Source organism: Guyparkeria sp., from assembly GCF_046545975.1.
In the GTDB taxonomy this organism is placed as follows: domain Bacteria; phylum Pseudomonadota; class Gammaproteobacteria; order Halothiobacillales; family Halothiobacillaceae; genus Guyparkeria.
The window spans coordinates 1-22,198 of the sequence record NZ_JBKGYT010000030.1; the positions used below are offsets into that span (position 1 = coordinate 1).

A 22,198-nucleotide genomic window follows, 5' to 3' on the forward strand; every position below is an offset into this window, starting at 1 on the left:
TTAGACTGCATGGATTCGCACAGCCTGCAGGTATGCCTCCATGACCGACACGAATCGTCCGCAAGCCGACCGTCCCGAGCACGTGCTGGGGGAGATGTCCGTCGAGACCTTCCTGCGCGAGTACTGGCAGAAGCAGCCGGTGCTGATCCGCGGCGCGATCCCCGGCTTCGAGAGCCCGATCTCGCCCGAGGAACTGGCCGGCATGGCCTGCGAGGAAGACGTGCCGGCGCGGCTGATCCTCGAACACGGCGACGAGCGCGAGTGGCAACTGAAGCTGGGGCCGTTCACGGAAGACGACTTCCGCGCCCTGCCGGAGGACGGCTACTCCCTGCTGGTCACCGACTGCGAGAAGATCGTCCCCGAGCTGATGGACGTGGTCGAGCGGTTCCGCTTCGTGCCGGACTGGCGCATCGACGACCTGATGATCTCCTACGCCCCGCCGGGCGGCTCGGTGGGCGCTCACATCGACGAGTACGACGTCTTCCTGATCCAGGCGCACGGTCGCCGGCGCTGGATGATCGAGAACCCGCCGGCGCACACCGCCTACCGCGAGGGGCTGGACGTGCGCATCCTCGAGGCGTTCACCCCCACCGACGAATGGGTGCTCGAACCGGGCGACATGCTCTACCTGCCGCCGGGCATCCCGCACCACGGCGTGGCAGTGGACGACTGCATGACCTGGTCGGTGGGCTTTCGCGCACCCACCCAAGCCGATCTCGTCGGCGGCGTTTGCGACCGGCTGGCCACCCTGGCCGCCGAGGACCGCTATTCCGACCCGGACCTGTCCACCGGGGACAATCCCGGCGAACTGGGCACGACCACCCGCCGGCACCTGCGCGACTGGGTGCTTTCCAGCCTGTCGACCGACAGCGCGCGGCTCGACCGCCTGATCGCCGAGACGCTCACCGAGCGGCCGGTCGACCACGCCGCCTTCTACCCGCATTACAACGCCGAGGAGGTCACGGCCATCCTCGACCACCTCGCGGAGATCGAGGAGATCCGCCGCACGCCGGCCTCCCGCTGGCTGCTGCTCGAGCCGGAGGGCGAGGACCCCGGCCACCTGTGCATAGACGGCGAGAGCCACGCGCTGGATGCCGAGAGCCTGCCGCTGGCCCGCTTCCTGACCCAGCGCGTGCGCTTTGACGGCGAATCCCTGGCCGAGCGCGCCTGGAACGCCTCCGCCCGGCTCCTGCTCGACCGCATCCTCTCGGCCGGGCAGCTGATGATCCTCGACGAGAACGACGCCGAATTCGACAACTGAGGAGAGCGCACGAATGTCCAACCCGTTTGCCAGTGAATGGGGCCTGATCGGCGCCGGCGAGATCGGCGGCGTACTGGCCCACGGCCTGCTGAAGACCGGCCACCCCGTCTTCCCCGTCGGCCGGAACACGTCCATCGAGGCGTCGCTGGCCGCGAAACCCGATCTCGAGGCGCTGCTGGTCGCCGTGGGCGAAAAGGACCTCGACACGGTGCTCGAGCAGATCCCCAACGCCTGGTTCGACCGCGTGGTGCTGATCCAGAACGAGCTGCTGCCGGGCGACTGGCGGAAACACGGCATGGAGACGCCCACGGTGGCCTCCATCTGGTTCGAGAAGAAGCCCGGCAAGCCGGTCAAGCCGCTGGTTTCCTCGCCCGTGCACGGGGCGCTGGCCGACGACCTGGTCGCCGCCATGCAGGCGCTGGATATCCCGGCCCACCGCGTCAACGACGCCGACGAGATGCTCGAGGAGCTGGTGATCAAGAACGTCTACATCCTGACCACCAACATCGCCGGCCTGGAAACCGGAGGCGACGTCGAGCATCTGTGGAACGACCACCGGGAACTGGCCGAAAGGGTCGCCTCCGACGTGATCCGCCTGCAGGAGGCCCGCGTGGGCAGGGAGCTCGACCACCAGCGGCTGATCGACGGCATGAAGAGAGGCTTCGACGGCGACCCGAGGCACCAGTGCATGGGGCGCAGCGCCCCGCAGCGTTTGCAGCGGGCACTGGAGCAGGCCGACTCGCTGGGCATCGACCTGACCGCAATCCGCGAGATCGCCGCCAGGCACCTCTGATCCGCTCCCGTCCGGGCAGCCGACCCCGGGCGGCCCGGGTATCCGTGTTACCCGATCGACACAAACAGGCCCTACACTCGGGCTGAATCTTCATCCTTCCCCGTGTCCCAAGGGCAACGCATGCCGACCACTCACCTGCTGGAAATCCGTCCCACCCTCCCCGAGCGCCTCGCGCGGCTCGAGGATCTCGCCGGCAACCTCTACTACAGCTGGTCCCGGCCGGTGCGCGACCTCTTCGACGCGATCGACACGACCACCTGGAACGACTGCGAGGGCAATCCCGTCCGGTTCCTGCAGCTGGTGCCGCAGTCACGGCTGGATGCCGCCGCCGGGGATGCGGCCTTCCTCGCGACCTTCGACGCGGTGGTGCGGGCCTTCGACGACTACCTGTCCGATCCCCGCCCCGGGGCGCTTTCCGACACCATCGGCGCCGACCGGACGGTAGCCTACTTCTGCGCCGAATTCGGTTTCCACGAGTCGCTGCCGATCTACTCCGGCGGACTGGGCATCCTAGCGGCGGACCACTGCAAGGCCGCCTCGGATCTCGGCCTGCCGCTGGTCGGCATGGGGCTGCTCTACCGGCAGGGCTACTTCCAGCAGTGGATCGATGCCGACGGCAACCAGCACGCCCGCTTCGAGGACCTGGATTTCGGCCACCTGCCGATCCACCCGGTCTCGACCGATGCCGGACCGCTCAAGGTGTCGGTCGAGCTGCCCGGTCGCTCGGTGTGGCTGCAGCTCTGGGAGGCCCGCGTGGGCCGCGTGTCGGTCTACCTGCTCGACGCGGACCAGCCGGAGAACCGTCCCGAGGATCGCGAGATCACCCACCGGCTCTACGGCGGCGGACGCCGCACGCGCATCGAGCAGGAGATCCTGCTGGGCGTTGGCGGCGTGCGCGCCCTGCGTGCCCTGGGGATCGCCCCGGACGCCTGGCACCTCAACGAGGGGCACGCGGCCTTCGCCATCCTCGAACGGGTGGGCGAGCTGGCCGAAGGCGGCGTCCCCTTCGACACCGCCCTGAACACGGTGGCCGCGGGCACGCTGTTCACCACCCACACGCCCGTGCCGGCCGGCCACGACGTCTTCCCGCCCGAACTGGTCGACGAGTACTGGCAGGCCCAGCTGCCGCGACTGGGCATCGGGCGGGAACAGTTGCACGCGCTGGGACACGACCCGGCGCATGACGGCGGCAACTTCAACATGACCGCGCTGGCGCTGCGCGGCTCGCGCCAGCACAACGGGGTCTCGCGGCTGCACGGACAGGTGGCCGCACGCCTGAGCCAGGGATTCTGGCCGGAGGTGCCCGCCGAGGAGAACCCAATCACCTCGGTCACCAACGGGGTGCACGTCGAGACCTTCCTCAACCACGACCTCACCCGCCTGTTCGATGCCAGCCGGGAAGACTGGCGGGAACACCTGCACGAGTCGGGCATCGCCCGCCTGGTCGAGCAGGTCGCCGAGGACACCCTCTGGTCGATGCACCTGTCGGCCAAGGCCCATCTGCTCGCCGACATCCGGGCACGACTGACACGTCAGGCCGATCGCTTCGGCCAGAGCCACGTGCGCCTCAAGCAGAAGTGCCGCGTGATCGACCGGCCGCCCGAGGACATCCTGGTGATCGGCTTCGCCCGGCGCTTCGCCACCTACAAGCGGGCCGACCTGCTGTTCGCCGATCCGGACCGCCTGGCGCGGATCATCGAGGACAGCCCCCGACCGGTGGTGTTCGTCTTCGCCGGCAAGGCCCATCCCGCCGACGAGCCCGGCCAGGCGCTGCTGCGCGAGGTCAGCCGGCTGGCCAACGAGCCGCGGTTTCGCGGCCACGTGCTGCTGCTCGAGGGCTACGACATGGGGCTGGCCCGGCGGCTGGTGGGCGGTTGCGACATCTGGCTGAACACGCCCGAGCACCCCAAGGAGGCATCGGGCACCTCGGGGCAGAAGGCGGGCATGAACGGGGCCCTGAACCTTTCCGTGGCCGACGGCTGGTGGGCCGAGGGCCACTCGCACGGCGCGGGCGTGGCCAACGGCTGGTCCATCCAGCCCTGCTCGGGCTGTCGCGAGCGCGACCGCGAGGAGGCGGCCGACCTGCTCGACCTGCTCGAGACCGAGGTCATCCCGCTGTTCGACCGGCGTGACGCCCGCGGCGTGCCCGTGGAGTGGCTGGGATGGCTCCGCCACGCCATCGCCACGATCATGCCCCGCTTCAACGCCGCCCGCATGGTGCGCGACTACGCGGTGAACCACTACCGGCCCGCCATCGATGCCGGCCGTCGCCTGGCGGCCGACGATCATCGCCTGTCACGGGAACTGGTCGACTTCCGCGAGACCCTCGAGCGTCACTGGGGCAACGTCGAGGCACGGCTGCTGGGCGATCCGCCCGAGGCGCTCTCCAGTGGCGACCGACTCGTGCTGGACGTGGAGGTGCACTCGCCGGGGATCGACCCGGCCCACCTGCGCTGCGAGGTGGTGCTGATCTCCGGCGACGGAACGCCACGGGTACGGATCGGCGAGCGGCTGAACGACGCCGGGGAAGGCGGCGAGGTGGCGCGCCATCGCGTCACCCTGTCGGAGGAACTTTCCGGCGAGGTCCGGTACCGGCTGCGGGTGGTGCCGACGCACGAGGCGCTGGTCCACCCCTACGAGCCGGGCCGCATGCGCTGGCTGTAGGGCGGCGTCAGGCGTCGACGCCGGGCAGCCTCAGGCGCATGACGCGGAAGCGCTCGCCCATCTCGGTGGGCATGACCAGCTCCCGGAACTCCTGGGCCAGGCGGGTCTGGTCGGCCATGCCGGACTGGGCGAGCAGCAGGGCCTCGACGCGGCGGGGCACGTCGGTGCCCAGCAGCCACTGCGCCTGGCTGCGCTCGCCGTCGACCGCGAACCCGGCCTCTCGCGCCGCGATCTCGACGGCCTGGAAGTCGACCCAGGCGGTGATGTCCTGCAGGCCGGGGTAGACGAACGGGTCCTCGTGGGCGAGATGGCGGTAGTGGCACTTGAGCGTGCCCTCGTCCCGGTCGGCTCGGTAGATGTCGGCCGTGTGGCTGCCGTAGTCGAACAGGTAGACCCAGCTCTCGCCACCGGACAGAGCCCGCCCCATCTCGGCGAACCAGGCCCCGAGTTCGGGGTTGTACTCGGCCATCACCTCCATGCGCGCCGGGACGATGCCCTCGCCGATGCGTCGCGTGATCGCCTCGGCGGCCTCGTGCAGGCGTGCATCCGGGCGGGTGGGCCGCCAGCAGAAGCGCTGCCCGTCGAAGCCCACCATCAGTCGCTCGACGGTGTCGGGCTTGCCCGGCCACCAGCGGAAACGTTCCACGGGCATCGCGTCGAGCACCTCGTTGGCCACCACCATGCCGCCGTCCCAGTCCAGCGCGGACCAGTCGTCGATCCAGTGAATGCGCTCGAACGCCTCGGCCGGCAGTGCCTCGCGGAGGTTGCTCGCCTGGCGTTCGGCGAGCGCCGGGGAGATCTCGAGGATGACGTAGCGGGCGGGCAGGCGCCCCTCGTCGGCGAGGATCGTCATCAGGTCGATGGCCAGGCGCCCGGAGCCGGCACCGATCTCGAGGATCGCGTCACCCAGCCCCGCCTCGCGGGCCTGACGCCATTCGTAGGCGACCCCCTCGGTGAAAAATCGCGAGCGCTCCGGGGCCGTCACGAAGTCGCCCCCCGGGCCGAAGGCCACCTGGCCGCTGCCGTAGTAGCCGTAGCGGGGGTGGTAGAGGACGGTGGCCATGTACTCGGCGAACGGGATCGGGCCCTCGGCCATCCGCTCGACCAGCAACTCGATCAGGGCGAGGCTCTTGGCCCGGTCGGCCTCGTTCGGCGTGGGCAGTTCGAAGCCCTCGGCGCCAGCCGTCGATCCGTTCACGAGCCCACCTCCGCACCTCGCTCGCGGGTGATCTGCACCCCTACCCCGGCCGCCTCGGCCAGCGCCTCGGGCTTGAGCACGCGGAAGGTGACCCGGCGGACCGGGAACTCGGCCAGCAGGGCGGCACAGACGCGTTCGGCCAGCGTCTCGACCAGCTGGAAGCGTCCCTCGCGGGCGATCTCGATCACGCGACGGCTGACGGCGGCGTAATCCACGGTCCGGTCGATGTGATCGGCCCGGGCGGCCGGCGAGACGGAATCCACGTCCAGCACCAGGTCGACGCGCAGCGGCTGCGTCGCCTCGCGTTCGTGCGGCAGGATGCCGATGACGGCATCGAAGGTCAGCCCCTCGACCAGGATGCGGTCGGCCACGGGCCGTCCGCGGACGGCGGGCTGTGAATCGTGATCGAGCTCGGTCACGGCGGATTCTCCCGGCATTTGGATCGGTCGCGCCCGGTGGGCGCCGGGAAGCATAGCAGAACGGGCAACCGCGGCGGCCGATGTCAGAACTGGGCGAAATCGAACTCGAGGCCTTCCTGCGGCGCCTGGATGAAGTTGCCCTGCACGAAGTCCACGCCCATCGGCCAGAGAATCTGCAGGCTGGCCGCGTCCTCGACGTTGGGCACGATCACCGCCATCTGCGATTCCTTGACCTGCTCGACCACCTCGGCGACCCGCTGCTGGTTGGCGGTATCGCGGGCGAAGTCCTCCAGCAGCGAGCGCGCCACCTTGATGATCGGCACCGGCAGGTGCTTGAGGATGCGGAAGTCCTCGTCACCGGAGCCGAATCCGTCGAGGATCATCTCGGCGCCCAGGGGCTCGAGCGACTCGCGCATCTTGGCCAGGTGGCTGAGCAGGTGCCCGGCCTTGTCGACACCCACCTGGATGACCAGCAGGCCCTCGGGGAGCTGCGCGGATTCCATCCGCTGGCAGAGCCACTCGGAGAACTCGGGATCGTGCAGGGACACGTCACTGATGCGGATGAACAGCTTGATCCGGTCATCCGCCTCCAGGCCGGTGCGGATTTCCTTGAGGGCGGACAGCACCACCCAGCGGTCGATCGACTGGATCAGGTCGGCACGCTCGGCCTGCGAGAGGAACTCGGTGGGCGAGATCAGCGAACCGTCCTCCTCGAGCATGCGGACGAAGACCTCGAAGCGACTCAGCGACCGGTCGCCGGTCAGCGACACGATCGGCTGGAAGACCAGGGAAAAGCGGCTGTCGCGCAGGGCGTTCTTGATCTTGCGCGCCCAGGCCTCGTCCTGCTCGCGCTCGGAGGCCGTCTTGAGGTCCGGCTCGTACATGCGCGTCTGGTAGGACCCTTCTTGGGCCGCCCGACCGGAGGCCCGCTCGATGCGGTCGACCAGGACGGCGGGGTTGGTCGGGGAGTTCTCGTCGAGCACCAGGTAGCCGGCCGAGGTGCTCACCGTCACCGACGTGGTGTCCTGGGTGTACAGGTAGTCGCGCGCCGCGGCGTTGAGCTGGTCGGCCAGTTCGGCGGTGGCGTCCCGGTCCAGGTTGCCCAGCAGCACGAGGAAGGAGAACGCCCCGTGTCGCGCCACCAGCCCCTTGCCGCCGACCAGCTCCTCGACCTGCTTGCCGAACTCGGTCAGCAGGTTGTCCATGCCGGTGGTGCCGATATGCTGCTTGATCTCGTCGTGGTTGAGGATCTCCAGCAGCAGCAGCGCCCCGCTGTCGCCCGCGTCGTGCCGGGCGATCTCCTCGCGACGGGCCTCGATCTGCTCGAACAGGTAGCTGCGGTTGTACAGCCCGGTCAGCAGGTCGCGGCGGGCGAAGTACTCCAGCTGCGCCGAGACGTCGCCGGTCTCGTCCTTGACCTCGGTGGCGAAGATCTGCAGGCAGGGTTCCCCGTCGAACGAGGCGCCCGTGCTGTGCACGCGCACCTCGATCTCGTGGCCGCCCGAGGTGCGCAGGGTGAAGGTGTCCTCGGCGTCCTCGGTCTTGAGAAATTTCTTCAGCCGCTGGGCCGAGTCGCCCACGGCCAGATCGAGGAGGGGTTCTTCCCTGAGCTCGTCGACGCTGGAAAAGCCCAGCAAATCGAGGTAGGCCTGGTTGGCGTAGATGTGCAGGCCATCCTGGATGTAGGCCACCGCCTCGCTCGAGCCGTCGATCAGCTTCTGGCAGCGCAGCTCGGACCGGGCCAGCTGGCCGCTGGTCCGCTCGCGATCGCGGTAGACCAGCGCGAATTCCACGGCGCGCTGGAGGAGCGTCTCCACCAGCAGCTCGTCGGTGATCACCAGGAAGGCCCCGGCCTCGAGGAGTTCCTCGACCTGCTCGGGCGACGCCGCCTCGCTGTAGACCACCAGCGGCATGCCCTTGACCCCGGGATCGCGCTCGGCCTGCTTGCGCAGTGCCTGGACCACGCCCATCGCGCGATCGCCGAAATCGATGTAGGCCACGTCACAGCCGTGCTTGGCCAGCTCGGCCCGGGCGGTGTCGTAGTCGCGCGCGTGGTGCACGCTGGCCTGCATGCCCGCGTTGCGCAGCTCGCCCCGCAGCGCGATCGCGTCGTTTACCGACTCGGTGACGTGGAGGATGGAAAAGGGGGTGTTCTCGATGGATTCAATGGCGGTCACTCGTCGCCTCCATTACCACCAGGTGGGAACCGACCATCACGATTCGCTCCAGGTTGATGTTGATGTCTGCGCCCTGCTCGCGGATCACCGTCAGGCGGCGGCCGCGTTCGGGCAGTTCGGGCGGGACGATCAGCCGGTCGATGCGCTGCTCATCGTCCACGCGCGCCAGCACCGGCCAGGTCCCGGTTGCCGGCGGGGCGCCGTCGGCTGGATGGGCGAAATAGGCCATCCAGTCTCCGGGCAGGCGTTCCACGCCCATGTCCACGGTACGGTTCTCCTCGTCGAGGTGGCGCACCCAGCGGATGATGCCCAGGCCGACCACCGCTTCCAGGCCGCCGGCTTCCTCGTCCGGGTCACGCTCGATCAGGATCAGCTCGTCGACCGCCGCCCGGCTGTTGTCCGCCATGCGCCAGTGCAGGCGCAGCCCACGTTCCGAGAGATTGACCACGTCCCAGACGGCTGGCTCGTTCAGCCGCATCGGCCGCTGGCCGTTGCCGTCGGCGTCGGGCAATGCCTCCCAGTCGAGGTCGTTCCTGCGCCCGAAGTCCAGCTCCAGCTTGAAGTCGCGGATGCTCTGCTGCCGGCTGACGTCACCGTGGACCGGGCGCTCCAGCCCTTCCCAGTCCAGCCCCGAGAAGGTCAGGTGCTCGGACGGCCGGACGCTGTAGAACATCTCGTCGAGCAGGCGGCGGTGCACGCTGTTGAAGCCGATGGTGATCAGCGACCGCTCGCCCGGCGCGGTGTGACTGTCCGTCACGCGCTTTTCCCTCGGCCCGAGGAAGAAGTGCAGCCGGTGGAGAAAGCCGAGCAGCGCGACCCGGCACTCGGACTCCAGGCCCTCGAGGGCATCCTCCCCATAGAGCTTCTCGACATCGACGAACACCGTGCCGTCGGCCGTGTTCTGCCCGCCGTTGAACGCCACGTGCGGGGCGATGCGACCGGTCATGTCGACGAATCGTCCCGTGCCCCGCGGCTTCTGGGACGTGATCCGCACCAGCCCCGCGCACTTCTGCAGGCAGGAAAACAGCGACTCCATCTCCCCGACCGTGAGCGAGTAGGGATTGACCATGCCCAGCAGCAGGATGGAGACGTAGGTACTGCGCACCACCGCCCAGGCGGCCGGATGATCGCGCTCGAGTTCTCGGCAGGCCGAGCGGGCAAACTGGTGCAGGTCGGCCAGCAGGGGCTGGGGCACGCTGACGTAGAGCAGGTAGCAGTCGAGCACCTGCCGGGCCGCCCAGCCCACCCGCCGCTGATGGGCGGCGGCCAGCATCGCCCCGGATCCTTCCGTCCGCGCCATACCCAGTTGCAGGTTCACCAGCGCCTCGGCGGCCCGGTACAGCGTGAAGAGGGCCGACAACTGCGAACGCGCCCGCTCGGTCATCGGCAGGGGGCTCTGGCGCAACCCGCGGCGCAGCGCGGTGGCGGTGCGGTCGATGGCCGGCTCCAGTTCCGCCAGCAGGCGAAGCAGCTGGTCGTCGGTCATCGACTCCAGGTCCGCCCGGCCAAGGAAGCCGGCCAGCAGGCCGGCCGCCTCGATCGGGTCGACGATCTGGATCCGATCAAGCAGGGAACGCAGATCGCCCGCGGCGTCCGCTCCCGGTGTGGATTCCGGCATGTCACGAAACTCCTTTTTCTGTCGTCCCGGCCGGGACGTGCCTGCCCCGTCAGCCTGACGGTGGCGCCTGAACCGATACTCTATTCAATACGCCCGCCCGAATCCATCGCCACCCCATGAAATACACCGGGAGACGGCAGGATCCCCTCAACCGGCGTCCCCCACGGGGGTCTTGCTGGGCTCGCCGGGCCGCTCGACCACGTAGCGCGGCACCAGGTAGCCGGGCAGCCGGTGACGCAGGGCCTCGACCAGCGCCCTGCCCCGGGTCTCCGGGACGGCAAAATGCGCCGCGCCGGCCACGGGATCGAGCTGGTGCAGGTAGTACGGCAGCACGCCCTGGTCGAACAGTCGCTCGGACAGGTCGGCCAGCGCCGCCTCGTCGTCGTTCACGCCCGCCAGCAGCACCGCCTGGTTCAGCAGCGTCACGCCGGCGTTGCGCAGACGGGCGAAGGCGGCACGGCTGTCCTCGGTAAGCTCGTCGGCGTGGTTGACGTGCGCGACCAGCACCACCGACAGGCCGCTATCCACGAGCATCCGGCAGAGTTCCGCGTCGATGCGCTCCGGCCGGACCGTGGGCAACCGGCTGTGGACGCGCAGCCGCGAGAGTCGGGGGATGGCTGCGAGCGACCCGATCACGCGGGCGAGCCGGCGGTTGCTCACCACCAGCGGATCGCCCCCGGAAAGGATCACCTCGGTGATCTCGGGGTCGTGGGCGAGGTAGTCGATCGCACCCGCGAGGGATTCGTCGTCGAGCCGCTGGTCACCGTAGGGGAAGTGCCGGCGAAAGCAGTAGCGGCAGTGCACGGCGCAAGCGCCGGTGAGCACCAGCAGGGCGCGCCCGCGGTACTTGTGCAGCACGCCGGGCACGGCATTGGCGTCCAGGTCACCGACCGGGTCGGTGCCGAAACCGGCCACGGTCTCGTACTCGCGCGCATCGAGGCGGAACTGGCGGGCGACCGGCTCGGAGACGGCCGCGATCCCGTCGACCAGCGGCGTGGTCAGCTCGCGGAAGGCCGCCTCGCCCGGTTCGCTACCATGCTGGGTTGTTTCCGGCATATCGGGTATGATCGCCCCCATTTCCACAGCGTTTCGAATCAATCGATCAGGTTTTCCATGGCTAACTACAGCACCAACGAATTCCGCGCCGGCCTCAAGGTCATGCTCGACGGCGATCCGGCCACCATCATCGAGAACGAGTTCGTCAAGCCGGGCAAGGGCCAGGCCTTCAACCGGGTCAAGCTCAAGAACCTCAAGACCGGCAAGACCATCGAGCGCACCTTCAAGTCGGGCGATTCGCTGGAGGCGGCCGACATCCTCGAGCTGGAGATGCAGTATCTCTTCTCCGACGGGGAGGAGTGGCACTTTATGGACCCGGAGAGCTTCGAGCAAGTCGTGGCCACCCGCGAGGCGGTGGGCGACTCGGCCCAGTGGCTCAAGGAACAGGACCTGTGCACCATCACCCTGTTCAACGGCTCGCCGATCCAGGTCCTGCCGCCCAACCACGTGGAACTGAAGGTGGTCGAGACCGACCCCGGCCTGCGCGGCGACACCGCCACCGGCGGCACCAAGCCGGCCCGGCTCGAGACCGGCGCGGTGGTCAAGGTGCCCCTGTTCATCGAGGAAGGCGAGATGCTGCGCTGCGACACCCGCACCGGCGAGTACCTCTCCCGGGTCAAGAGCTGAGGCGGCTCCCCTGCCCCGCCCTTCCCCCGACACGCCAGACTGGCGTCCCGGCGCCGACCGGGCGACGCTTGTCGCGCGGGCCCGGCTCAAGCGGGTGCTGCGCGACGCGCTCGATCGCCGCGACTCGCTGGAGGTCGACCCCCCGGCGCTGATCCGCAGCGGCGACTTCGAACCCCACATCGCCCTGTTTCGCGTCAGCGATCCGGAGGGCATCCCCGCCGGCAGCCTGCACAGCTCGCCCGAGCTGATGATGAAGCGCCTGCTGTGCGCCCACCCGACCCTGCCGGGGATCCACTACCTCGGCCCGGTGTTCCGCGCCGGCGAGGCCGGGGCACGCCACAACCCCGAGTTCACGATGCTCGAGTGGTACGAGACCGGCGCGGACCTCGATGCCGCGATCTCGACCACCCTCGACCTGATCCAGGCGGCCCGCCGCGCCCTCGACCTGGCTACGGCCCCGGTCGAGCGGCAGGACTACGGCGTCCTGTTCCGCGAGCGCCTCGGCCTCGACCCCTACCGCGCCGACTCCGCCGTGCTGGAGCGAACCGCGCGACTCTCCGGCGTTGCGGTACACGAGCCGCAGCGGCTGGGCCGGGACGACTGGCTCGACCTGCTGATGAGCACGGTGATCGAGCCGAGCTTCCCCGACGATCGACTGACCGTGGTCAGGGGCTTTCCTGCCAGCCAGGCCGCCATGGCGCGGCTGGAGACGATCGACTTCGAGGGACATCCGGTGCAGGTCGCGGCGCGCTTCGAGGTCTTCGGGGGCAAGCTGGAGCTGGCCAACGGCTACCACGAGCTCGGCGACCCGGCCGAGCAGGCCCGGCGCCTGCCGACGTCCGCGGCGGCCCGATCGACGGACGACCGCAGCCGGCGGCTGTTCCTGGAGGCGCTCGCGCATGGCCTGCCCGACTGCAGCGGGGTGGCGATGGGATTCGACCGACTGGTGATGTGGCTGACGGGCCGACCGACGCTGGACACCGTCCTGCCCTTCTCCGAACCCCGGGTGTGAGCGCGCCCGGCCGCGACGGCCGGACAACCGCGGATCAGCCCTCGGCCTGCAGCCGCTGACCGACCCGCACCGGCATCTCCGGCTGCCAGGCCGGATCGAAGTCGACACCCGGCCGGGTCAGCAGGATCACCGTGGACCCCATGTTGAACCGGCCCATCTCGGCACCGCGCTCCAGTCGGATCGACAGCCCGTCCGCCTCCCGGTAGCGCCAGCGCCCGATCTGCCGTTGCGGGCTCGGGGTGACCAGACCAGCCCAGACGGTCTCGATCGCCGAGACGTTGATCGCGCCCACCAGCACCATCGCCATGGGGCCATCGGCGGTGTCGAACAGGCAGACCACCCGCTCGTTGCGGGCGAACAGGCGTGGCACCTCGGCCACCGTCCCGGTGTTCACGGAAAACAGACGGCCCGGCACGTGGATCATCTCGCGCAGGGTGCCGGTCACCGGCATGTGGATGCGGTGGTAGTCGCCCGGGGAAAGGTAGAGCGTGGCGAAGGAACCGTCGGCGAACGACGCGGCCAGTTCCTCGTCGCCGCCGAGCAGCTCGAGCACGGTGTAGTCGCGCCCCTTGGCCTGCAAGAGGTTGCCCGACTGCACGTGGCCGATCTGGCTGATGCGACCGTCGACCGGGCTGATCCAGGTGCCCTCGTCGCCCTCTAGCGGGCGGACACCCTCGGCCAGCGCCCGGGTGAAGAACGCGTTGAAGGTGGGATAGGCCGCCGGATCCGGTTCGGCCGCCTCGTTCAGGTCGACACCGAAGGTGCGGACGAAGCGTCGCACCAGCCAGTTGGTCCACGGCGCACGCCAGCGAGTCACCCGGAAGACCAGTCCCGAAATCAGGTGGTGGGGCAGAAAGAGCTGGGTCCAGGCCCAGAGCCGGGATTTCAGCGGTCGTGCCGAAGATGTCGTCGCCATGTTGCCTCGTCGTTCGCGGGTTTCGGCCCGTGGGGCCATGAGACCCGGGCCGATGTTATATTGTTCCCGATTATGCACGTTTTTGCCTGCCTTCAGGCCCCTTTCAGGAACGGCCCGCCATGCATCCTGTCGACCCGACGGAATCTGCCGCCGACTCGCCTCTCGGCGACGCCGACAACCTCGAGACGATCCGCGACTTCATCCGCTGGGCGGCCAGCCGCATGGACGAGCACGGGGTGTTCCTCGGTCACGGCACGCACAGCTACCTCGACGAGGCGGCCTGGCTGGTGCTCGAGGGCCTGCGCCTGCCGCCGGACCTGGGGAGCGACTGGTGGGCATCGCGGCTCTGTGCCGGGGAGAAGGCCGGTCTGCTCGAGCTGATCCGTCGGCGCTGCATCGAGCACACGCCCACGGCCTACCTGCTCAACCGGGCCTGGTTCATGGGCCAGCCCTTCTACGTCGACGAGCGGGTGCTGATCCCCCGGTCACCCTTCGGCGACCTGATCCGGGACGATTTCCACGGCCTGCTCGATGCCGGGGTGCGCAGCGGCAGGATTCTGGACATCGGCACGGGGTCCGGGTGCATCGCCATCGCGCTGGCCGAGCATTTCCCCGAGGCAGAGGTCATCGGCAGCGACATCGATTTCGGCGCGCTGTCGGTCGCCTCGCGGAACGTCGGCGACTACCAGCTCAGCGAGCGTGTCGAGCTGATGCAGTCGGACCTGCTCGACCAGATACTGGACGACGAGGGCCAGCCGCTGACCTTCGACCTGATCGTCAGCAACCCGCCCTACGTCGACCCGGACGAGGCCGAGGACCTGCCGGACGAGTATCACCACGAACCCGCCGACGCCCTGTTCGCCCCGGACCGGGGCCTCGCCCTGGTCGAGCGCCTGCTCGACGCCGCCTCCGCCCACCTGCGGCCCGGCGGCTGGATCTTCGTGGAGATGGGCAACGGACGCCACTGGTTCGACCAGCGCTGGCCGAGCCATCGCGGCTACTGGGTGGACCTCTCCCCCGCGCCGTCCTCGATCATTGCCTTTCCCCGCGAGAAACTCGAGGACTGGGGCGGCCGAACGGCCTGAGAATTGTTTTTCTCAACCGGGAAATCCGTTCCGACAGGGACGTTTTTTCAGCCGGTTACCGGCTGGTAACGGCCAGTCAATTGAAAACCTGATGACCACGGGGCTTGTTTTTATCGCGCCCGGAGTGAACAATCCGCAGGTGACGTATTGTTCGGGAGCGGCCGGACTCTTTCCCCCACGAGGGCGGGAAGGTAGCCACTCCCTGGTTCCTTTGTTGGGAGAGTGAGACATGGCACATATCGTAATCCTCGGCGCCGGCATCGGCGGCCTGCCCGCCGCCTACGAGACGCGGCAGGAGCTGGGCGACGAACACAAGATCACGGTGGTCAGCGCCGAACCGTACTTCCAGTTCGTTCCGTCCAACCCCTGGGTCGCCGTCGGCTGGCGCAACCGAGACGACATCACCTTCCCGATCGAGCCCTACCTCAAGCGCAAGAACATCGACTTCATCGCCCAGGCCGTCGAGCGCATCGATGCGAAGGGCAACCGCCTGGAACTCGCCGACGGCGAGACGGTGGAATACGACTACCTGATCATCACCACCGGCGCGAAGCTGATGTTCGACGAGGTCGAGGGCTCCGGGCCGCACGGCGGTCACACCCAGTCGGTCTGCACCATCGACCACGCCGAGCAGGCCTACGACGACTTCAAGAAGCTGGTGGAGAATCCGGGGCCGGTGATCGTCGGCGCCATGCCGGGAGCGAGCTGCTACGGACCGGCCTACGAGTACGTGTTCATCCTCGACTCGGCCCTGCGCAAGAAGAAGATCCGTCACAAGGTGCCGATCACCTACGTCACCGCCGAGCCGTACATCGGTCACCTGGGCCTGGGTGGCGTCGGGGACTCCAAGGGCATGCTCGAATCCGAGATGCGTGCCCACGACATCAAGTGGATCACCAACGCGAAGACCACCCGCGTCGACGAGGGCGTGATGCACGTCGAGGAGCTCGACGACAACGGCGAGGTCAAGCAGAAGCACGAGCTGCCGTTCCATCACTCCATGATGCTGCCGGCGTTCAAGGGCGTGGACTGCGTCGCCGAGGTCGAGGACCTGTGCAACCCGCGCGGCTTCGTCAAGGTCGACGACTACCAGCGCAGCCCGACCTACCCCAACATCTTCGCCGCCGGCGTGGCCATCGCCATCCCGCCGATCGACAAGACCCCGGTGCCGACCGGCGCACCCAAGACCGGCTACATGATCGAGTCGATGGTGACCGCGATCGTGCACAACATCCACGCCGAACTCTCCGGCGAGGGCGAACCGAACTCCAAGGGCACCTGGCAGGCCATCTGTCTGGCCGACTTCGGTGACCGGGGCGCGGCCTTCATCGCGCTGCCCCAGATCCCGCCGCGCAACGTCAACTGGTTCGCGGCCGGCAAGTGGGTGCACCTGGCGAAGATCGCCTTCGAGAAGTACTTCATCCGCAAGATGAAGAAGGGCACCTCCGAGCCGCTGTACGAGAAGTACATCATGCGGGCGATCGGCCTCAACCGCCTGGAAAAGTAGGCCGGACCACCGGTCCGCCACGACGAGGCCCGCCATCGACGGCGGGCCTTTTTCATGCGTGAGCGGAACGCAGCGGACCGGCAGCCCGACGGACCGGCCGGGGCGCCCGGCGTCAGCCTCGCCGCGTGTCCAGGGCGTCGCGCGTCGCCTCGCCGACGAAGATGAGCAGCACCAGGGTGCCGACGAGCACGAGGAAGGTCGACACGGACAGCCACCAGGCGTCTATGTTCGCCTTGCCCTGCGAGAGCAACTCGCCGAGCGAAGGGGTCGACGGCGGCACGCCCAGCCCAAGGAAATCGAGGCTGGTCAGCGCCAGCACCGCCCCCGAGATGCGGAAGGGCAGGAAGGTGATCACCGGCGTCATGGCGTTCGGCATCAGGTGGCGGAACATCAGGCGCGGACCGGAGACGCCCAGTGCGCGGGCGGCGCGCACGTAGTCGAGGTTGCGCCCCTTGAGGAACTCCGCGCGCACGTAGTCCGAGAGTCCCATCCAGCCGAACAGCGCCAGCAGGGCCAGCAACAGCCCGATCGACGGCTCGAAGATCGAGGCGAAGATGATCAGCAGATACAGTTCCGGCAACGCAGCCCAGACCTCGATGAAACGCTGGAAGGCCAGGTCCACCTTGCCGCCCAGATACCCCTGCACCGCGCCGGCGAGCACGCCGATCGCCGTGCCGATCACCGTCAGCGCCAGGGCGAACAGCACCGAGATGCGGAAACCGTAGATCAGGCGGGCCGCCACGTCCCGGCCGCGATCGTCGGTGCCCAACAGGTGGCGGCTGTTGGGCGCGGCCGGGTTGGGCTGGTCGTTGTAGTAGTCGATGGTGTCGAAGGAGAACGGAATCGGGGCGCGGATCGCCCAGCCGTCGCGCTCGATCAGCTCGATCACATGCGGGTCGGTGTAGTCGGCCGGGGTGGCGAAATCCCCGCCGAATCGGGTCTCCGCATAATCGTTCCACAGCGGGAAGAGCAGCTCGCCCTGGTGTTTCACCAGCAGCGGCCGGTCGTTGGCGATCAGCTCCGCACCGAGGCTGAGCACGAACAGCGCGAGGAAGATCCACAGGCTGTACCAGCCGCGTCGATGGCGGCGAAAGCGCTTCCAGGCGCGCTGGGCGGTGGAGACCTGCCCCTCGGTACCACGGCCCTTGGCGACCGCGGACTCGGCTCCCGCATCGACGATCGACATCAGCTTGCCACCTCGAACATCATCGCACCGCTTCGAAATGGATGCGCGGATCGACCCAGACGTAGACGAGATCCGACAGGAGCTTGCCGAACAGGCCGATCAGGCTGAAGACGTACAGCGTGCCCAGCACGACGGGATAGTCCCGCTGCAGCACGGCGTTATAGGAGAGCAGCCCCAGCCCGTCGAGCGAGAAGATGGTCTCGATCAGCAGGCTGCCGGTGAAGAACGCGCCGATGAACGCCGCCGGAAAGCCGGTGACGATGGGAATCAGCGCGTTACGGAAGACGTGCCGGTAGAGTACCGTGCGCTCGGCCAGTCCCTTGGCCCGGGCGGTGAGCACGTACTGCTTCCTGATCTCCTCGAGGAAGCTGTTCTTGGTCAGCATGGTCATCACGGCGAAGTTGCCCACCACCATCGCGGTGACCGGCAGCACGAGGTGCCAGAGGTAGTCGAGTATCTTGCCCATCAGGGACAACTGCTCGAAGTTGTCGGAGGTCAGACCGCGCAGCGGGAACCACTGCACGAAACTGCCGCCGCCGAACAGCACCAGCAGCACCAGCCCCAGCACGAACCCGGGAATGGCGTAGCCGACCAGGATCACCGTCGAGGTGATCGAATCGAAGCGCGAGCCGTCGCGCACCGCCTTGGCCACCCCCAGCGGGATGGAGACCAGATAGGTGAGCAGGAACGTCCAGATGCCGAGGCTGATCGACACTGGCAGCTTCTCGACGATCAGCTCGCCCACGGACCGCTGATAGAAGTACGACTCGCCCAGGTCGAAGGTGAGATAGTTGCCGACCATCTCGGCGAAGCGCTTCCAGGCCGGCTGGTCGAAGCCGTAGAACTCGCGGAACTGCTCGATCTGCTCGGCGTCCAGTCCCTGCTCGCCGCGGTAGACGCCCTCGGTGAGCGCACCGCCCGACTCCGCCCCGCTGCCGTCGGCCGCCCCCTTGAGCTGCATCATCAGTTGCTCGACCGGCCCGCCGGGCACGAACTGGATCACGGCGAACGAGATCAGCAGGATCCCGAACAGCGTCGGGACCATCAGCGCCAGCCGCTTGAGGATGTATGGACCCATCTACGGCGTCCCCTCCGGGGCCGAGGGATTCGGCAGCGGGTCCCCTTCACGGCAGTTCTCGATGCAGACGACCCGGCGTTCCACCTGCCCCCCGCAGTCCACGTAGCACTGGTCGAAGGCTTCCTGGCAGCCGCAGGGTTCGTTGCAGTGGCGGTCGATGACCTCAGCGCGGATCACCGCGCGGTCGGGTGCGACCGGCGGAACGGGCGGGTCGTCCCAATAGCGGTCGGTCGACCAGAACGGACCCGGGTAGCCCGGGTAGCCGTAATAGAACGGATGGTGGTAGAAGCCGAAGTGCAATGCCTGATCGAGCTGGTAGAACTGCCGTTCGCGCATGTAGTGCCTGCGCTCTAACTCGTAGCGTTTCAGCGCTTCCTCGAAGGCCGCGTCGACCCGCGGCTCGATGCCGGCGATGCAGGCCTCGCGCCGCGACTGGCAGTCGGCCTGGCAGGCCTGGAGTTCCACGTGACAGCCCTTGAGACAGGTCATCCCCGCCTCGGTGGCCGGCGGCGCGTAGCGGACCTCCGTGGCGTAACGGGGAGCCGCACAGGCCGACAGGAGAAACGCGGAGACCGAAAGCAGAACCGCGGCTCGCCATTGGCCCGACCACCGTCGACAGATGCTGATCGCCTTCATCGCGCTCATCCTCCCTTCAGGAGATCGGTCACGTCGTTGACCACCGGGCCGGTCTGCGCCTCGGGATGGGTCTGCCACCAGGTCTGCAGCACCCAGTCCATGGCGCTGTAATAGCGCGGCAGCGGCTGGTCGTGGTAGCCGAAGCGGTTCCACCATGCCATGCGGTGCGCACCGATGTACCAGTTCGGCACGAGGTACTCGTTCCAGAGCAGCACGCGATCGAGCGCGTGACAGGCTGTGACCAGCGCCTTGCGGTCCTCCGCGTAGATCACTGCCTCTATCATGGCATCCACCACGGGATTGTCGATCCCGCAGTAGTTGCGCGAGCCCTCGCGGTCGGCCGCCTCCGAGCCGAACATGTCGCGCAGCTCGTTGCCCGGCGACTGCGACTGGCCGAAGGAGGTGACCGTCATGTCGAAGTCGAAGCGGTTCATGCGCCGCTGGTAGAGCGCGACGTCGATCGTGCGATACGACACGTCCACGCCCAGTCGGCGCAGGCTGTAGGCATAGGGGGCGACGATGCGCTCGAAACCCTTCTGCGCCAGCATGATCTCGAACGAGAAGCGCTCGCCCGCGGCGTTGCGCAGCACGCCGTCGACGACCTCCCAGCCGGCCTCGGCAAGCAGCCGCTGCGCCTCGATCAACTGGGCGCGCTGATCCTCCGGGTCCGCTGCATCGGGAACCTCGTGGGGGCGTTCGAACAGTTCGGTGGGCAGTTGGTCACGATGAGGCTCCAGCAACTCGAGTTCCGGACCTTCCGGCACGCCGGTGGCCGCCAGTTCGCTGTTGGCGAAATAGCTGTCGCAGCGGCTGTACTGCCCGTAGAAGAGATGGGTGTTGGACCACCGGAAATCGAAGGCGAGGTTGAGGGCACGGCGCACGCGCCGGTCGCTGAACAGCGGTCGGCGGACGTTCATGGCGAAGCCCTGCATGCCGGCGTTGTTGTGGTGGGGGATCTCGCGGCGACGGATGCGGCCCTCCTCGAAGGCCTGCCCCCGGTAGGCCCGCGCCCAGCGTTTCGAGTTGGTCTCGTGGAACACGTCGAACTCGCCGGCCTTGAAGGCCTCCAGCGCCACCGTCTCGTCCTTGTAGTACTTGAAGGTGACACGCCGGAAGTTGAACATGCCTCGGCGCACGCCCAGGTCCTTCGCCCAGTAGTCGTCGCGCCGCCGGTAGCGGATGTCGCGCCCGAAGTTGATCTGCTCGATCTCGTAAGGGCCGCTGCCCATCAGGGGCGAGCGCGAATGCCCGGCGAAGTCCACCGACTCCAGGGCGCGCCGCGACAGCACCGGCAGCTCGCCGATGATCAGGTGCAACTCGGGGTTCGAGCGCCTGAAGTCAAAGCGCACGTGACGGGGGTCGACGACCGTCACCCCCTCGATATCCCCCCAGTAGTGGCGGTAGCGCGGGTGGGCGTCCTCCCCCACCAGTGTCTCGAAGCTGAAGGCCACGTCGCGGGCGCTGACCGGCGTGCCGTCGGCGAAGCGCGCATCCGGATTCATGCGGAAGGTGACCGACAGACCGTCGTCGGCCAGCTCCATGCGATCCGCCAGCAGACCGTAGGTCGAGAAGGGCTCGTCCCAGGCACGCACCACCAGCGTGTCGAACAGCAGGTTCTCCGTGCCGGCCGCGGCCAGCCCCTTGAGCACGAACGGGTTGAGCGAATCGAAGGTGCCGAAGACCGACACCGCCAGCTCGCCGTCGCGGGGCGCCTCCGGGTTGACGTAGTCGAAGTGGGCCAGCTCGGCATCGTAGGCCGGCTCGTAGCCCAGCGCCGTGGCAAAGCCCGCCGCCCGCGCCACGCCGGGCAGGAAGCAGGCACCCAGCACCCCGCCGGCATGGCAGAGAAAGGCGCGGCGTCCGGGCAGGGCCACGCCCGTCGAGCGGGCGCTCCCGGGCCGTGCCTGCCCGGTATCCCCCGGGAGGTATCCGGATTTGGGGTGCTTGTTCCTCATCAGGCGAATACAATACGGTGAAAGCCCAACCTAGACCAAGGGAAAACAGGAGAGACACATGGGATTCCTATCCGGCAAGCGTGCCCTGATCACGGGGGTTGCCAACAACCGCTCGATTGCCTTCGGCATCGCCAAGGCCATGCACCGCGAAGGTGCCGAGCTGGCCTTCACCTACCTCAACGACCGCTTCAAGCCCAAGGTCGAGAAGGCCACCAAGGACCTGGGATCCTCGATCTATCTCCCGCTGGACGCGACCGATGATGCCCAGATCGACGCCCTGTTCCCGGCACTGGCCGAGCACTGGCCGGAGGGCGTGGACATCGTCATCCACGCGATGGCCTTCGCCCCGCGCGAGGCACTCGACGGCGACTTCCTCGACGGCATGTCCCGCGAGGCGTTCACCCAGGCGCACGACGTCTCCGCCTACTCGCTCGCCGCGCTGGCCAAGGCCGGCGAGAAGTACATGCGCGACGAGGGTGCGCTTCTGACCCTGAGCTACCTCGGCGCCGAGCGCGTGATGAAGAACTACAACGTCATGGGCGTGGCCAAGGCCTCGCTGGAGGCAACCGTGCGCTATCTCGCCGGCTCGCGCCTGGGCGAGCGCGGCATCCGCGTCAACGCGGTTTCCGCCGGCCCGATCAAGACGCTGGCCGCCTCGGGGATCGGCGACTTCAAGGGCTTTCTCGACTACGTCGCCACCAACGCCCCGCTCAAGCGCAACGTGACCATCGAGCAGGTGGGCAACACCGCGGCCTTCCTTTGCTCGGATCTCGCCTCGGGCATCACCGGCGAGAACGTGCACGTCGATTCAGGCTACTTCATCACCGGCATGGGCGAGTGCGACGACAGCTAGCACCACGCCACGCCGGAGACCGCAGCAGGGCGCCTTCGGGCGCCCTTTTCTGTGTCCGCTGACAAGTCGGGGCAAGCCCGTGTCGAGGTCGATTACCCCAGTATTTTTATAAACAACGACGGGTGGGTGACGAAAAACTTTGATTGGATGGCGACAT

18 protein-coding genes are annotated in these 22,198 nt (G+C 68.2%); 8 read left to right on the plus strand and 10 right to left on the minus strand.

From position 1 onward, the window contains the following. Positions 1-40: 40 nt before the first annotated feature. The 3 genes from ACLFMY_RS04470 to glgP all read left to right on the plus strand — a co-directional run bounded on the left by ACLFMY_RS04470 (position 41) and on the right by glgP (position 4,718). Entirely contained in the window at positions 41-1,261 is a 1,221-nt protein-coding gene (locus tag ACLFMY_RS04470) for a cupin domain-containing protein (protein WP_410763363.1), read from the plus strand. Between the two features lie 13 nt (positions 1,262-1,274). Further along, positions 1,275-2,054: a hypothetical protein gene (locus ACLFMY_RS04475; RefSeq protein ID WP_410763364.1), complete on the plus strand. Its 780-nt coding sequence runs from the start codon at positions 1,275-1,277 to the stop codon at positions 2,052-2,054. A 120-nt stretch (positions 2,055-2,174) separates the two neighbouring features. Next, on the plus strand, positions 2,175-4,718 hold the full coding sequence (gene glgP, locus ACLFMY_RS04480; protein ID WP_410763365.1) for an alpha-glucan family phosphorylase: 2,544 nt from the start codon (positions 2,175-2,177) through the stop codon (positions 4,716-4,718). Between the two features lie 7 nt (positions 4,719-4,725). Here glgP and ACLFMY_RS04485 read toward each other — a convergent pair whose 3' ends face one another. The 5 genes from ACLFMY_RS04485 to ACLFMY_RS04505 form a co-directional block, all read right to left on the minus strand. Beyond that, the gene (locus ACLFMY_RS04485) at positions 4,726-5,916 is read right to left on the minus strand and encodes a class I SAM-dependent methyltransferase (protein WP_410763366.1); all 1,191 of its coding nucleotides are present in this window, start codon (positions 5,914-5,916) and stop codon (positions 4,726-4,728) included. Further along, positions 5,913-6,335 (minus strand): dihydroneopterin aldolase, encoded by a 423-nt coding sequence (folB, locus tag ACLFMY_RS04490; protein WP_410763367.1) that lies wholly within the window; start codon positions 6,333-6,335, stop codon positions 5,913-5,915. Before folB ends, ACLFMY_RS04485 begins: the two co-directional genes overlap by 4 nt. An 83-nt stretch (positions 6,336-6,418) precedes the next feature. Continuing rightward, positions 6,419-8,512 carry an EAL domain-containing protein gene (locus ACLFMY_RS04495; protein WP_410763368.1) on the minus strand — a complete coding sequence of 698 codons (2,094 nt, stop codon included), beginning with the start codon at positions 8,510-8,512 and terminating at the stop codon, positions 6,419-6,421. Then, entirely contained in the window at positions 8,499-10,130 is a 1,632-nt protein-coding gene (locus ACLFMY_RS04500) for a hypothetical protein (protein ID WP_410763369.1), read from the minus strand. Before ACLFMY_RS04500 ends, ACLFMY_RS04495 begins: the two co-directional genes overlap by 14 nt. 147 nt (positions 10,131-10,277) lie before the next feature. Continuing rightward, positions 10,278-11,186 (minus strand): KamA family radical SAM protein, encoded by a 909-nt coding sequence (locus ACLFMY_RS04505; protein WP_410763370.1) that lies wholly within the window; start codon positions 11,184-11,186, stop codon positions 10,278-10,280. A 57-nt stretch (positions 11,187-11,243) separates the two neighbouring features. Between ACLFMY_RS04505 and efp the strand changes: the two genes are divergently transcribed. Then, positions 11,244-11,813 carry an elongation factor P gene (efp, locus tag ACLFMY_RS04510; protein WP_410763371.1) on the plus strand — a complete coding sequence of 190 codons (570 nt, stop codon included), beginning with the start codon at positions 11,244-11,246 and terminating at the stop codon, positions 11,811-11,813. Between the two features lie 10 nt (positions 11,814-11,823). After that, a complete protein-coding gene (locus ACLFMY_RS04515; RefSeq protein WP_410763380.1) occupies positions 11,824-12,825 on the plus strand; it encodes an amino acid--tRNA ligase-related protein in 1,002 nt (333 codons plus the stop codon). Positions 12,826-12,859: 34 nt separating this feature from the next. Here ACLFMY_RS04515 and asd read toward each other — a convergent pair whose 3' ends face one another. Continuing rightward, a complete protein-coding gene (gene asd, locus ACLFMY_RS04520) occupies positions 12,860-13,741 on the minus strand; it encodes an archaetidylserine decarboxylase (protein ID WP_410763372.1) in 882 nt (293 codons plus the stop codon). Between the two features lie 119 nt (positions 13,742-13,860). Between asd and prmB the strand changes: the two genes are divergently transcribed. Together prmB and ACLFMY_RS04530 are read left to right on the plus strand one after the other, a co-directional pair. Beyond that, positions 13,861-14,826: a 50S ribosomal protein L3 N(5)-glutamine methyltransferase gene (gene prmB, locus ACLFMY_RS04525; protein WP_410763373.1), complete on the plus strand. Its 966-nt coding sequence runs from the start codon at positions 13,861-13,863 to the stop codon at positions 14,824-14,826. Positions 14,827-15,055: 229 nt separating this feature from the next. Beyond that, positions 15,056-16,333 carry an NAD(P)/FAD-dependent oxidoreductase gene (locus tag ACLFMY_RS04530; protein WP_410763374.1) on the plus strand — a complete coding sequence of 426 codons (1,278 nt, stop codon included), beginning with the start codon at positions 15,056-15,058 and terminating at the stop codon, positions 16,331-16,333. A 112-nt stretch (positions 16,334-16,445) separates the two neighbouring features. Here ACLFMY_RS04530 and ACLFMY_RS04535 read toward each other — a convergent pair whose 3' ends face one another. The 4 genes from ACLFMY_RS04535 to ACLFMY_RS04550 are packed head-to-tail and all read right to left on the minus strand — an operon-like array spanning position 16,446 to position 21,188. After that, positions 16,446-17,519 (minus strand): ABC transporter permease, encoded by a 1,074-nt coding sequence (locus ACLFMY_RS04535; RefSeq protein ID WP_410763375.1) that lies wholly within the window; start codon positions 17,517-17,519, stop codon positions 16,446-16,448. Between the two features lie 19 nt (positions 17,520-17,538). Beyond that, on the minus strand, positions 17,539-18,597 hold the full coding sequence (locus tag ACLFMY_RS04540; protein ID WP_410763376.1) for a microcin C ABC transporter permease YejB: 1,059 nt from the start codon (positions 18,595-18,597) through the stop codon (positions 17,539-17,541). Further along, positions 18,598-19,233 carry a hypothetical protein gene (locus ACLFMY_RS04545; RefSeq protein WP_410763377.1) on the minus strand — a complete coding sequence of 212 codons (636 nt, stop codon included), beginning with the start codon at positions 19,231-19,233 and terminating at the stop codon, positions 18,598-18,600. A 5-nt stretch (positions 19,234-19,238) separates the two neighbouring features. Continuing rightward, on the minus strand, positions 19,239-21,188 hold the full coding sequence (locus ACLFMY_RS04550; protein WP_410763378.1) for an extracellular solute-binding protein: 1,950 nt from the start codon (positions 21,186-21,188) through the stop codon (positions 19,239-19,241). A gap of 58 nt (positions 21,189-21,246) precedes the next feature. On the opposite strand from ACLFMY_RS04550, the gene ACLFMY_RS04555 reads away from it, so the two are divergent. Then, on the plus strand, positions 21,247-22,041 hold the full coding sequence (locus ACLFMY_RS04555) for an enoyl-ACP reductase (RefSeq protein ID WP_410763379.1): 795 nt from the start codon (positions 21,247-21,249) through the stop codon (positions 22,039-22,041). Positions 22,042-22,198 lie beyond the last annotated feature (157 nt).

Bases quoted from the DNA above. Each gene is read 5' to 3' on its own strand.
- ACLFMY_RS04505 (WP_410763370.1), bottom strand. From the start codon at position 11,186: ATGCCGGAAACAACCCAGCATGGTAGCGAACCGGGCGAGGCGGCCTTC.
- ACLFMY_RS04535 (WP_410763375.1), bottom strand. From the start codon at position 17,519: ATGTCGATCGTCGATGCGGGAGCCGAGTCCGCGGTCGCCAAGGGCCGT.
- ACLFMY_RS04550 (WP_410763378.1), bottom strand. From the start codon at position 21,188: ATGAGGAACAAGCACCCCAAATCCGGATACCTCCCGGGGGATACCGGG.
- ACLFMY_RS04500 (WP_410763369.1), bottom strand. From the start codon at position 10,130: ATGCCGGAATCCACACCGGGAGCGGACGCCGCGGGCGATCTGCGTTCC.
- prmB (WP_410763373.1), top strand. From the start codon at position 13,861: ATGCATCCTGTCGACCCGACGGAATCTGCCGCCGACTCGCCTCTCGGC.
- asd (WP_410763372.1), bottom strand. From the start codon at position 13,741: ATGGCGACGACATCTTCGGCACGACCGCTGAAATCCCGGCTCTGGGCC.
- glgP (WP_410763365.1), top strand. From the start codon at position 2,175: ATGCCGACCACTCACCTGCTGGAAATCCGTCCCACCCTCCCCGAGCGC.
- ACLFMY_RS04545 (WP_410763377.1), bottom strand. From the start codon at position 19,233: ATGAAGGCGATCAGCATCTGTCGACGGTGGTCGGGCCAATGGCGAGCC.
- efp (WP_410763371.1), top strand. From the start codon at position 11,244: ATGGCTAACTACAGCACCAACGAATTCCGCGCCGGCCTCAAGGTCATG.
- ACLFMY_RS04470 (WP_410763363.1), top strand. From the start codon at position 41: ATGACCGACACGAATCGTCCGCAAGCCGACCGTCCCGAGCACGTGCTG.
- ACLFMY_RS04540 (WP_410763376.1), bottom strand. From the start codon at position 18,597: ATGGGTCCATACATCCTCAAGCGGCTGGCGCTGATGGTCCCGACGCTG.
- ACLFMY_RS04530 (WP_410763374.1), top strand. From the start codon at position 15,056: ATGGCACATATCGTAATCCTCGGCGCCGGCATCGGCGGCCTGCCCGCC.
- ACLFMY_RS04475 (WP_410763364.1), top strand. From the start codon at position 1,275: ATGTCCAACCCGTTTGCCAGTGAATGGGGCCTGATCGGCGCCGGCGAG.
- ACLFMY_RS04555 (WP_410763379.1), top strand. From the start codon at position 21,247: ATGGGATTCCTATCCGGCAAGCGTGCCCTGATCACGGGGGTTGCCAAC.